At 68.7% G+C, this 12,218-nt stretch carries 8 protein-coding genes; 4 read left to right on the top strand and 4 right to left on the bottom strand.

Annotated features, from left to right (window positions below; translation table 11 throughout):
* Nucleotides 1-2,182: alpha-amylase family glycosyl hydrolase (locus VF794_RS17625; protein ID WP_331111892.1), on the top strand; the 2,182-nt coding region annotated here is incomplete at its 5' end.
* 137 nt (nucleotides 2,183-2,319) lie between these two features.
* Entirely contained in the window at nucleotides 2,320-5,088 is a 2,769-nt protein-coding gene (locus VF794_RS17620; protein WP_331111890.1) for a phosphoenolpyruvate carboxylase, read from the top strand.
* 18 nt (nucleotides 5,089-5,106) lie between these two features.
* On the opposite strand, the gene VF794_RS17615 is transcribed toward VF794_RS17620, so the two are convergent.
* The 3 genes from VF794_RS17615 to VF794_RS17605 all read right to left on the bottom strand — a co-directional run bounded on the left by VF794_RS17615 (nucleotide 5,107) and on the right by VF794_RS17605 (nucleotide 10,053).
* Complete coding sequence (locus tag VF794_RS17615; RefSeq protein WP_331111888.1) at nucleotides 5,107-7,245, bottom strand: PAS domain-containing sensor histidine kinase; 2,139 nt, start codon at nucleotides 7,243-7,245, stop codon at nucleotides 5,107-5,109.
* Between the two features lie 201 nt (nucleotides 7,246-7,446).
* Nucleotides 7,447-9,195 carry a serine/threonine-protein kinase gene (locus VF794_RS17610; RefSeq protein WP_331111886.1) on the bottom strand — a complete coding sequence of 583 codons (1,749 nt, stop codon included), beginning with the start codon at nucleotides 9,193-9,195 and terminating at the stop codon, nucleotides 7,447-7,449.
* Nucleotides 9,196-9,207: 12 nt separating this feature from the next.
* Nucleotides 9,208-10,053, bottom strand: a complete 846-nt coding sequence (locus VF794_RS17605) for a DUF2381 family protein (protein WP_331111894.1) — start codon at nucleotides 10,051-10,053, stop codon at nucleotides 9,208-9,210.
* A gap of 156 nt (nucleotides 10,054-10,209) precedes the next feature.
* On the opposite strand from VF794_RS17605, the gene VF794_RS17600 reads away from it, so the two are divergent.
* Together VF794_RS17600 and VF794_RS17595 are read left to right on the top strand one after the other, a co-directional pair.
* Complete coding sequence (locus tag VF794_RS17600; RefSeq protein ID WP_331111884.1) at nucleotides 10,210-10,554, top strand: DUF3703 domain-containing protein; 345 nt, start codon at nucleotides 10,210-10,212, stop codon at nucleotides 10,552-10,554.
* 252 nt (nucleotides 10,555-10,806) lie between these two features.
* Nucleotides 10,807-11,160: a hypothetical protein gene (locus VF794_RS17595; RefSeq protein ID WP_331111882.1), complete on the top strand. Its 354-nt coding sequence runs from the start codon at nucleotides 10,807-10,809 to the stop codon at nucleotides 11,158-11,160.
* Nucleotides 11,161-11,392: 232 nt separating this feature from the next.
* Here VF794_RS17595 and VF794_RS17590 read toward each other — a convergent pair whose 3' ends face one another.
* Nucleotides 11,393-11,662 carry a type VI immunity family protein gene (locus VF794_RS17590; protein ID WP_331111880.1) on the bottom strand — a complete coding sequence of 90 codons (270 nt, stop codon included), beginning with the start codon at nucleotides 11,660-11,662 and terminating at the stop codon, nucleotides 11,393-11,395.
* Nucleotides 11,663-12,218 lie beyond the last annotated feature (556 nt).

Below are 12,218 nucleotides of genomic sequence, written 5' to 3'. Positions count from 1 at the left end.
TTCCTTCATGCAGTGGCTGAAATTCATTCTCGCGTTGGCGATTGCCGGTGTTCTGTTTTCCTGCCGTGGTGGTAACGGCGGTGAGGGTGACCCTCCTCCTCCGCCGCCAGTGGACGCGGGTGTGGACGCGGGTGTGGATGGGGGTGGTGACCCAGCGGCCTACAAGGCGACGGTCGACGTCGCCGCGGGGAGGGCCGACAGCCGTCTGGCCTGCTTCAAGGGCAATGGTGAGACGGAGTGTGGTCTGCGCCTCTACCAGATCATGGTCGAGGCCTTCGTCGATGGCGACAGCACCGCGGATTACAACACCGGCTACGGCACCAGCCACCACAAGGGGGATCTGCAAGGAATCATCAACAGCCTCGATTCCATCAAGTCGACGGGCGTCAACGCCATCTGGCTCACCCCGGTTTTCAAGACCGTGCCCGTGAGTGGTCAGGACGATTGGGCCCATCGCCTCGATGCCACGGGCTATTTCGCCTCGGACTACTTCAATGTCGACCCCCGCTTCGGCACCAATGGCAAGCTCAAGGAGTTGGTGGAGGGCGCCCATGCCAGGGGGCTGTATGTGTTCCTCGATGGCGTATTCGGCCACTTCAAGGTCAATGCCAGTGACTACGCCTCGCCGCTGGGCCGCAGGGTCTCCACCACCGGTCAGGCCCAGAGCAGCACCGGGCGGACGGCGGTCTATCCGGCCGACCTCGAGTTCTTCAAGGAGGTCGCCACGCATTGGGTGACCGAGTACAAGATCGACGGCTGGCGCCTGGATCAGGCCTATCAGGTGCCGGTACAGTACTGGGACGACCTGCGCACCGCCGTCGCCGGAGCCGCGGCAAGCGTGAGCTACACCAACGCGGCCGGCCAGACGGTCCATCCGCTGGGGTACATGGTGGGTGAAATCTGGCGGGCGGCGGGAGACATCGCCAGCCAGGGCTATGGCCCCGCCGCGAGCCCCGGGTTGCTGTCCGCCTTCGATTTCCCCGTGCGCTACAGCCTGGTGCAGACCCTGGCGGTCGAGGAGAGCGGCACGGGCAACCGGGCGGCGAGCAACCTCCAGGCGGGCTACCTGAACCACCTGGCCTACCCGGCCCATGCCATGCCGAACCTGATGCTCACCAACCATGATCTGGTCCGCTTCGGCGATCTCCTCCAACGGGGGGCCCTGGCGGATGTCCAGGACGGCGCCTACTGGGCGCGACACAAGGCCGCCTTCAGCTTCATGGCCTCCTACAGTGGCCCCATCACCCTCTACTACGGTGACGAGGTCGGCCAGGAACTGGCGGGCTTCGCGGCCAAGGAGAGCAACACGACCTGTGCCACCCGGGGCGTCTGCGATGACCATGTCTCCCGGACCTCCGCCCTCGTGGAGGGGATTCCCACCACGGTGGGCGGGACCGCCACGGTGCTCTCGGCCGAGCAGGCGGACCTGAAGAAGCACGTGGTGGCGCTGATGGTGCTGCGGGATGCCCATCCGGCGCTGGCCAATGGCAGCCGGACGCACATCTACTCGGACAGCAACGTCTACGTCGATCGCAAGGACAAGGGCACCGACAACGTCTTGTATGTGTTGAACGCCAAGGCGGCTCCCGCGGTGGTCACGGTGGCTGGGACGGCCATCGGCAGCGCGGGGGACCTCGTGGACCTGCTGGGGGATGCCGAGGTGGCGATCTCCGGCGGCAACTATGAGATTTCGCTGAAGCCGTTCGAAGGCCGCTTCTTCGACATCGCTTCACCGACGGCCGAAGGCCCTCGGACTGGCCCGGGCGGCGGCCTGTCCGGCCAGGGACCGTTGGCCAACTGCACCGCCCCCACCGTCGAGGGGGTTGGTCCCCTCGGCAAGGAGATCTTCATTCGTGGCAGCTACGCCGGTGGGGGCAACTTCAGCGCCACGCCCGCCAACCGTCGGTTCGCCTACAAGGGAGACAACGTCTACCAGGTGGTGGTCCATGAGCCGGAGGCCACCGCCTACACCTTCAAGTTCGCCAGCACGGACTGGTCGAAGGAGTTCGCGGTGTCGGGAGCGGCTCCGGTGAAGATCGCCACGGAGCAGCCCATGGCGGTCGCCGCGGGTCCTGGCACGGAGTCCTCCCTCGCCATTCCGGAAGCGGGCGACTACGTCTTCAGCTTCCGTCTCAACGCCACCAACAACGGGGGCGAGATGATGGTGAGCAAGTGCCCCTGACGCGCTGACCCTTCCGGAAACCCGGTGGGGCGGCTCCGGGAGGGTTTCAATTGTCGTCGACTACAATCGGTGTGGGTGAAGGTGGGCGTTGGAGGCGCCGTGTCTTATCTTCGAGTCTCACCGGGAGGACTCGAACCATGGATACCGCCGCACCCTCGACGGCCCACCTGTCGAAAGTAGAGCGAGACCTGGACTTCCTGCTCGGCTGCTTCCGCGAGGTGCTGGAGGAGTTGGGCGAGCAGGAGGTTGCTCGGAATCTACCCAGGCAGCCGGAGACGGGGGCCGCGCCGGTGCGACTGCCGGAGCGCATGGTACAGGGCTACTCCATGGCCTTCCATCTCCTCAACATGGCCGAGGAGAACACGGCCGCCCAGCAGCGTCGGGTGAAGGAGGCCACCGAGGGCGTGACCGCCGAGACCGGGCTGTGGGGCCACGTGCTGCACCACCTGCGGGAACGGGGCCTGGAGGCGCGGCGCATCGCCGAGGTGCTTGCCCAGGTGCGCGTCGAGCCGGTGCTCACCGCCCACCCCACGGAGGCCAGGCGAGCCAGCGTGCTGGACCACCAGCGCTCCCTCTATCTGCTGCTCGTCAAGCGCGAGAACCAGATGTGGACGCCCCTGGAGCAGCAGGCCATCCGCCAGGAGTGCAAGCGCGTCCTGGAGTTGCTGTGGCGCACCGGGGAGATCTTCCTCGAGAAACCGGACGTGCCCACCGAGCTGCGCAATGTCATCCACTACCTGCGCAACGTCTTCCCCGAGGCGCTGCCCGTGTTGGATCGGCGGCTGCAACAGGCCTGGGAGGCGGTGGGCTTCGAGCCCGAGCTGCTGAGGGATCCGCGGGGTCTGCCGCGCCTGACCTTTGGAGACTGGGTGGGGGGAGATCGGGACGGGCACCCGTTCGTCACGGCCGAGGTGACCCGCCATACGCTCGGTGAGCTGCGCCTCAACGCGCTCACGCTGCTCCAGAAGCGGATGACCGGACTGAGCGCCCGACTGAGCCTCTCCAACCGGCTGCAATCCGCACCGCCCGCGCTCACGGCCCGGAGCACCGCGCTGGCGGGGTTGCTGGGCGAGCGCGGCCAGCGAGCCGTCCAGCGCAACCCGGACGAGCCCTGGCGACAGTTCCTCAACCTCCTGGTGGCGCGGCTGCCGCTGGACATGAGCCGCACCGAGGCGGCTCGCCTCGACGACGAGCCGGGCCGCTACCGCGAGGCCACCGAGCTGGCCGCGGACCTGCAGTTGCTGCGTGAGTCACTGCTGGCCATCGGCGCGGGCCGGCTGGCCGACAGCGAGGTGAGCCCGCTGATCCGCGCGGTGCAGTCCTTTGGCTTCCAGCTGGCGTCGCTGGACGTCCGGCAGAACAGCCACTTCCACGACCTGGCCGTGGGGGAGCTGCTCGTGGCGGCGGGCCTGGAGGGGGCGGACTTCGTCGACTGGGACGAGGCGCGGCGCCTGGCGTTCCTCGAGCGGGAGCTGGCCTCGCCTCGCCCGTTCGCGCTGACGGGAGCGCCCATCGGCCCGCGGGCGGATGCGGTGCTGGGGTGCTACCGCGTGCTCATCGAGCACCTGCGGGCCTATGGCCCCGCCGGGCTGGGCGCCCTCATCGTCAGCATGACGCGCAGCCTGTCGGACCTGCTCGTCGTCTACCTGCTGGCGCGCGAGGCGGGACTGGCCTTCCACACGCCCGAGGGGCTGGTGTGCCACCTGCCGGTGGTGCCGCTCTTCGAGACCATCGATGACCTGAAGCACAGCCCGGAGATCCTCTCCGCCTTCCTGGCGCACCCGATGACGCGGCGCAGCCTGGCCTGGCAACAGAAGGCCCTGGGCGCCTCACGGCCGGTGCAGCAGGTGATGGTGGGCTACAGCGACAGCAACAAGGACGGAGGCATCCTGGCCAGCCAGTGGGGGCTCTACCGCGCCCAGGAGGCGCTGGCGGCCGTGGGCCAGCGCCACGGGGTGGGCCTCCGCTTCTTCCATGGCCGCGGCGGCACCATCAGTCGTGGCGCCGGCCCCACCCACCGCTTCCTCAGCGCGCTGCCTCCCTCCTCGTTCCAGGGCGACCTGCGCATGACCGAGCAGGGAGAGACGATCTCCCAGAAGTACGCCAACCTCATCAGCGCCGTGTACAACCTGGAGCTGCTCCTGGCGGGCGCGACCGAGGCCACGCTCCTGGCCCGCCATGGCGTGCGGCCGGAGGCCCACCCGCTCGAGCCCATCATGGACCGGCTGTCGGAGACGAGCCGCCGGGCCTACGAGCAGCTCGTCCAGGGCCAGGGCTTCATCGACTTCTTCGCCCAGGCGACGCCCATCGATGTGATCGAGTCCAGCAAGATCGGCTCCCGCCCGGCGCGGCGCACCGGCCAGCGCACCCTGGCGGACCTGCGAGCCATTCCCTGGGTCTTCAGCTGGAGCCAGTCGCGCTTCTTCCTCTCCGGCTGGTATGGCGTGGGCAGCGCCCTGGAATCCCTGCAACGCGAGCGACCCGAGGCCTTCGCCCTGCTCAAGCAGCACGCCCTGGACTGGTACCCGAGCAAGTACGTGCTCACCAATGTCAGCACGACGATCCTCTCGGCGGATGTGGAGGTGATGGCGGAGTACGCGACCCTCGTCGAGGAGGGCGCCATCCGCGATCAGACCATGGGGATGATTCGCGACGAGTTCGCGCGGACCCGGCGCATGTTGGAGGCCATCTGGGGAGGGCCCCTGGAGGAGCGCCGGCCCCACATCCACCAGGCCTTGCGCCTGCGCCAGCCGTGGCTGCGCGTGCTGCACCGCCAGCAGGTGGAGCTGCTGCGCACGTGGCGCGGGCTGCGGCGGGAGAAGCGAGAGGCCGAGGCCGACCCGCTGCTCTCCCGGCTGCTGCTCACGGTCAACGCCATCGCCGGCGGCCTGCGCACGACGGGGTGAGCCTGGAGGGCCGCGCGCTCAGTCCCCAGGGGCGCGCGGCAGCCACACCCTGAACGTGGTCCCTTCCGCCTCGTTGGATCGCACCTCGATGCGGCCTCCGTGAGCGTGGGCGATCTGCTGGACGATGAAGAGGCCCAGGCCCAGGCCGGACGTTGGATGTTGCTCGTCCGTGGCCCTCCGGAAGGGCTCGAAGATGCCCGGGAGCAGCTCCGCCGGGATGGGCGGGCCCTCGTTGTGGACCTCCACGCATACGCTGTCCCCCTCGTCGCGCAGCACGAAGTCCACGGGGATGCCTTCGGGACTGTAGTCCACCGCGTTCTTGCCGAGGTTGCCGAAGAGCTGGGCGAGCCGGTCGGGGTCCCACGTGCCCTGGAAGTCTCCTGTCGTGCTCAGGCGGAACTCCCGCTGGGGGTTTCCGGCCTCGAGCTCTTCCAGCACCTGCCCGCAGATGGAGCGGAGATTGGCCGGACGGGGACTGATGGGGATGCCGCCACCCAACCGCCCGCGCGTGAAGTCGAGCAGGTCGGCGATCATCCGCTCCATGCGCTCGGCGCTGGTGGCGATGCGGCGGATGTTCTTCAGGTGATGCTTGACCTCGCCATCGGCGCGCATCAGCGCGTTGACGGACAGGAGGATGGCGTTGAGCGGGTTGCGCAGGTCATGGGAAACGATGCCGAGGAAGCGTTCGCGAAATTCCGCTATCTGTCGCAGCTCCAGCTCCCTGCGCTTGCGCTCGGTGATGTCCTGCGCGGTGCCCAGGAAGCGGATGGGCCGCCCCGAGGCATCGCCATGTACCTGGCCCCGGACACTCACCCACCGCTGCGTCCCGCCCTCTGGGGAGGCGATGCGGTACTCGACGGAAAAAGCCCCCGTGCCGCCAGGGGCCCACGCCTCTCGAGCGAGCCGGTCCACGCGTTCGCGATCCGCGGGATGCACCTGCGCGAGGAAGGTGGGGTAATCCATCGGAGCTTCCGCCGCCACCCCGAAGAGGGTGCGCATGCGCTCGTTCCACAACAGCGCGCCCGTCGTGAGGTTCATGTCCCACGTCCCCAGCTCCATGGCCTCCATCGCCAGGCGAAGCCGCTCCTCGGCGACGCGCAGCTTCTCGGCGGCGAGCGCCTCCGTCCGCTGGCGTGTGCGCACCACCTCCGTCACGTCCGTGGCGACGACGATGACCGCCTCCACGTGGCCCCGTGTGTCGCGCATGGGCTCGTAGACGAAGTTGAAGTACACGTCCTCCAGCGCCCCTCCCTCCAGGCGCGCCAGCCTGGCGGGCAGCTCCGTCCCAACGAAGTGCACCCCGGTGGCGCGCACCTCGTTCAGCAGCGCCTCGAACCCCTGGTCCGCCGCCTCGGGGAGGGCCTCGAACAGGGGTTTGCCCAGCACCTGCTCGGGGCGGCGGCCCCAGAGTTGGCACACCAGGGGATTGGCCAGCTCGATGACGTAGCGGGGCCCTCGAAAGATGGCGATGGCGGTGGGGGCCTGCATGAAGAGCGAATGGAGCCATTCCCGCTGGCTCTCGGCTTCCGCGCGGGCCTGGGAGGCCACGGCCAGGGACTCGTCGCGCAGGCGCACCGCCTCCCGCAGCTCGCGGTTGGCTGCTAGGAGTTCCTGGCTCCCCCGGAAGATTTCCATTTCCATCTCCGTGGTGCGGGTCTGGAGGGCCGCCGTGCGCTCCCGCTCTTCCTCGCCTCGGCGAGACAGGCGCACGAACTCCGTCACGTCCTCCACCCGGTGGATGAGGTAGCGCACCGCTCCCTCGGGGGAGAGGACGGGGAGGTTGATGGGACTCCAGTACCGCACCTCGAAGCCGCCCCCTTCGGCCTGGGGACGCTGGATGTCGTACTTCTGCACGGCCATGGTGTCCGGCGCGCGAGTGGCCACGGCCCGCTCGAGCGAGGCGCGCAGGTTGTGCGTGCCCGTGGCGTCCGGGTCCGCCGGGTTGTCGGGGAACACCTCGAAGAGGCCGCGACCGAGGAGTCCCTCGCGGGTCGTCAAGGTGGCACGCAGGTAGGCGTCGCTCACCGCCACGATGGTGAAGTCCGCATCCGGTGCGAGGATGAGGTGGGCACCCGGACTCCTCTCGAAGAGCTGCTGGAAGTCAGGAGCGGGCGGCACGGGCATGGTGAGCACGTCGGACGAGTCGAAAGGAGGCACCGGGTCCAGGCGGTATGGCTCGCCCGGCCCCTTCCTGTCTACCCCAGCGCTCGGTTGATTGTAGTCGACTACAATTTGTACCCCGTGAGTGCCCTGGTCAAGCAGGGCAGCACCGCTGGCCACCAGCTCGGCACGCTGTGGAACCACGTGCTGGACCAGCGGATGGCGCTGCGCGCGGAGAAGACCCCGCGCTTGTTTGTCTTATGGCCAACGCCAGACGGAGCTCACCGGCAACTGCTTGGGCAGCCGCAGGGCACCGGGCTTGGAGCCTTCCGCCAGCGGGACACGCCCGTCCTCGTCCCCCAGCACGAGGCACACGCGGTACTTCCGCCCATCGGGCAGCACGGCCAGCGTGTAGCGGCCCATGACGGCCGGGACCTTCTTGCCCCCCCGGATTTCGTGGATGCCCGGGCCCGTCCAGAGGTGGCCGTGGAGCAGCGACCCGTCGGGCAGGTTGCCACCTTCCGCCACGAGACGGCTGATGATGGGGCCCTCCTGGTAGACGCCCAATTCGGACAGGTAGCCAGGTTGGTTGATGTCCACCATGACCCCAAAAGTGAGGGCCGTCTGAACATTCAAGTCCCGGAACATGGTCTGGGTTACCTCATCGGGGCAGTCCTCGGGCTCCGGGGGCTTCACCTGGGCACCAGGGCAGCCGATACCGGAGACGGCGCACAGCCAGGCGACAAGGAGACTCGAGGGGGTGGAGCGGGGAGGGGTGGACACGGGAGGGCTTCCTTTCTCGGAACGGCCAGACCCAGGCAGTGGCGCCTCGGGTGGGGGCACGAGTGTGGGGCGCGCCAGCCACAAGGCAAGGCCGAGCACGATCAAGCTCGCGAGCAGGACGAGGGGCCACCTCGCACGCCGTGGGCGGCCAGGGTCAGCGGCAGGGGACTCCTGCCGCACCTCGGGGGGGTGCTCTTCCTCCCGGGGTGGCTCCGGCTCCGCGCTCCCCGTGGATTCCGATTCCACCGGGCCCCGCGCCGCCTCGAGGAGCGGCACCTTCCAGGCCGGGGATTGCCGCTCACTCGCGGCGGCCTTCTCCAGCGCCTGGAGTAGCGCCTCGGTGCTCGGGTAACGGTCCTCGGGCTGCTTCTCCAGCAACTTCATGGCGATGTCGCTGAGGGAGCGCGGCGCCAGGGGGTTGAGGAGGTGGGGCGCCGTGGGGGGCACGGAGGCGATGGCGGCCAGCAGTTCCTTGTCTGGAAGCTCGGGGTTGAAGGGGTGCAGGTCCGTGAGCCCCTGGTAGAGCAGCACCCCCAGGGCGTACAGGTCCGCGGCCACGCCCCCTTGGAAGGGCTCTCCCCGCTTCAATGCCCCGGTGCGCATGTAGGCCAGGAGCTCGGGCGGCAACAGGTGCAGGACGCCCTCGGGGATGCCCAGCGTCTTGGTGAGGGCTCCCGGCAGGCGCACGGTGCCGAAATCAATGAGGAAGGGCCTGCCGTCCTCACGGCGGATGAGGAGGTTCTCCGCCTTCAAGTCCCGGTGGTACACGCCGCGCGCGTGCAATGCGCCCACGGTGCGCACCACGTCGCTGAAGGTGTCCACCAGCCCGGCGGCGTGAGGGCGCTTGCGCCAGCGCCACCGGTGCCAGTCGTCCCCGTCCACGTAGTCGGTGACGATGAAGGGGTAGCCCTGGGTGGGGTTGGGCCAGAAGTCCACCGCGTACACGCGCAGCAGGTTGGGGTGGGAGGCGTAGGTGAAGAGGGCCGCCGCCTCGCGCGCCAGTCGCCGGTAGGCACTCTTCTCCTCCACATACGCCTCTTCCGGGAGTTCGTCCTGGGAGTCGGAGACGGGGCGCAGCGCCATCTTCATGGAGTAGGGGTGACCGTCCCGTTCCACCTTGAAGACACGGGAGGAGCCTCCACTGCCCAGGACCTGGACGATGTGCCAGGGCCCTACCGAGTGGCCAGGTTGGAGGTGGTCCGGATGGAGCGCTTCCTTTGTCATGGGCCCGCGCTCCTACAGCTGCACTCCGAGGAGGGAGAGGCGCCGGCTGCCGCCCTTGTCCAGCAGCTCCAGTCGGAGGTCTTCGTCCACCTTCCAGAAGGGACGCTCCGTCTCCACCGCCACGAGGCCCGCCTCACCGGGCGCGAGCTGCGCCTTGTTCATGTCCACGGAGAGCACCTTCACGGGGGTGCCGTCCGCCCGGGTGAGTCGCGCCTCCCCGGGCGCCCAGGGTTTCTGTCCCGGAAGGTTGCGCACCTGGATGACGGCGAGCGCCCAGAGCCCAGCGCGGTACCCCTCACCCTTAGCCACCATCAACCCACTCCGCGTGTCGATGAATGACAGCTCGAGGAGGCGGGCCCGCACGCCCTTCGGGTTGAGCCGGCCGGAAAACACGAGCCCCGCGGGCGCGCTCACGGCCCGGAGCGCCGCGAGCTCCGCCTCCTTCTCCGCCAGCGCCGCCTCCAGGGACTCCACGGTGCGCGGGCGGCGCACCACCTCCACCTCCTTGTCCACCAACGTGGGGTGGGAGACGAGCGCGAGGGTGGCGTACGCCGGGGGGCCGCCGTCCTTGTAGCGCACCCGCACGAGCAGCTTCTCCCCGGGGTCCGGCTCGACAGCCATTTCGAGGGCGAGGGTGTGCTCGCCCGGGTCCACCAGCGTGAAGCGCGTGGCCCGCCCCTCCACCTCCACCGAGGCCTTGTCGATGGGGGCGTTGAAGCGCAGCCAGGTGGTGACCTTGGCCGCCACCCGCACCTCCGGCACCGGCTCGCTGGGGCTGTTGGGGACGAAGACCTGCCGTCGCGGGTGCTCGGGTGTCGCGACCTGGGGCTGTGCGGCCGCCGGCGCACCCGGGGACAGGGCGATGAGAACCAGGAGGAGAAGGGGCGATGGTAGTGCCAGGGTGGATGACCTCTCCGGTCCACCCTAGCAGATGCCGCGCCCTGGAACGGGGAGATAGCGGCAAACCGCTCCGCGTGGCATGGAGTCCTCACGGTCGCCGAGCGCAGGGGCTCCATGAATCCCAGGTTACGAGAGCACTTCCAGAAGGAGTTGGGCCAGGCGAGGGAAGCGGAGTCACGCGGGGAGCTGTCCTCCGCGTGGACGTCACTCGAGCGCGCGCACATCCTCAGCCAGGCCCACGCCCTGGCCCACCTCCAGGTGCACGGGGCCATGTTCACCTTCGCGTGGCGCACGCGGAACTGGCGCGAGCTGCTCGGGCAGGTGCCGCGCCTGGTGCTGGCCGGGCCGGGCTCGCTCCTGGGACGCGCACCGCGGGGCAACACGGGAGGGGCGAACGTCGGCCTCTTCACCCCCATGCCAATCCCGGAAGACCTCCAGGCAATTCTGCGCGATTCATGAGTGCGATTGAAGTCGACCCCAACCAGGGCGCGTGGACTCTCCGAAGGGACCGAGCCCGCGCACTTGGCAAGAGCTACGGTTTCACGCCCACCACTTTCAAGGTGTAGGAGCGGGTCAATCCCTGGAGAACAACGGCCAGTTCGTGGGCTTTATCCAAGAGACGAAGACCGGACCGTTCGTCTCCATCGGTAGTCACCGGCCCACCATCACGGCCTCCTACCAAGAGGAGCCAACCGGCAGGAGAAGCGATGGTTGCGCGAGGCGCGGACAGAGGCCGAGCGTCAGCGGATCCGGCGCGGCATCGCGGAAGATCTCGTCACCCTGGCGTACTCGTTCAACAGACCCTGGGCGGAATTCGGCCAGTGCCTTCGCCATGTCCAACGGCTCGGCTTCTCGAACCTCGCGCTGCGCGTCCATGTCGCGTGCCTCTATGTCCAGTCGCTCGAACTGTTCCCGCGGAAGGCCCGTGAAGCCTGGATGATGTTGGAGGCCGCTGAGCGCGGCGTGCGCCGACTCCGCCGGGACAACCTCCTGCGCGAGGAACATCTGGAGTCCATCGCGCACGCGAAGGCGGTCGCCCGAGTGCCACGCCCCGCCTTCCGATGATGGTCCTGAGAAGGTGTCAAAGGACTCGAAACGAGGGACTTGAGCGAGAACGAGGGGCTCGGCGTGGACTGGTGACCGACTCCTCTTCAAGTCTTTCTGGGGGCTTGGAGCTGGCCCACAGGGTGCGTGCGTCCTCGTACCGACCTTCCACGAGTGCTCTCCCAAGTCTGGGAGGTCCAAGCCCGGGTGGCGGAAGCATCGCTCGCGGATTTCACGGAGAACGCCTGGCAGATCAAATGTGGCCAGAGCAGAAGGGCAATGGAGCCGCCAGTTCCAAGGCCAGCTCGCGTACGTGATTCGGCCCGTGCTCCTCCAAGAACTCCGTCGGTAGCCAGAAGCTCACCGCGCTCACGGCGCCCGGCTCGTCCGCCGCCGGGTGCTCCTCGAGCGCCATGCCACGATAGTCAAAACCGTATCGGAACTCTCCGTCGAGGGCATCGCGGAGGGTCACCAGGGGCCAGCGCTTCTCGAGCAACTCACGCCGGGTATGCGCCCACCCCACCGCATCCAACTCCCGCCAGGTGCTCCCTCAAGCGGGGGAGGAGCCGGGGCTGGAGGAGGAGAGCCCCGCCTTTGCCGCGACGGTGGAGGAGCCGAGGAAGGAGCGCACACCCCGTTTCGACTGGGCCGGGCTGCTGCGCAGGACGTTCGCCCTGGATGTGTTCGCGTGCTTGAGGTGTGGAGGCAGGCGGCGGGTCTTGGCGTACGTGAAGGGAGCAGGAGGGGTGAGAGCGCTTCTGGAGCACCTGGGGTTGCCCACGGCCAGTGCGCACCTGGCCCCTGCGCGAGGGCCGCCCCAGAGCGCGTGGTGTTGAAGCTCAAGCCGCCACAGCCAGCCAAGAGAGCTACGCCCCTGCCGCATGCCGCCTGGGAAGGCGGCTGGGCAGGCGTGTGTCTGCTGGAGATGAATGGCTTCTGCGCCGGCCCGGAGTGCGGCTCATGGGCTACCCGTCAGCGTCCCTCACCTCCCGCTCTGCTCCCGCCCGCTACGCCCAATAGGGCTCCTGTCCTTCCTATGCTCAGCTCAGTGCGTCGTCGCAGTCGCCTCGTCCTCCAGG

The organism is Archangium sp., assembly GCF_036389735.1.
Classification (GTDB): domain Bacteria; phylum Myxococcota; class Myxococcia; order Myxococcales; family Myxococcaceae; genus Archangium.
This window is presented reverse-complemented; position numbering and strand designations above follow the sequence as displayed.

Excerpts from the sequence above, each read along its gene's own strand:
- VF794_RS17600 (WP_331111884.1), top strand. The coding sequence starts at position 10,210 with ATGAATCCCAGGTTACGAGAGCACTTCCAGAAGGAGTTGGGCCAGGCG.
- VF794_RS17610 (WP_331111886.1), bottom strand. The coding sequence starts at position 9,195 with ATGACAAAGGAAGCGCTCCATCCGGACCACCTCCAACCTGGCCACTCG.
- VF794_RS17620 (WP_331111890.1), top strand. The coding sequence starts at position 2,320 with ATGGATACCGCCGCACCCTCGACGGCCCACCTGTCGAAAGTAGAGCGA.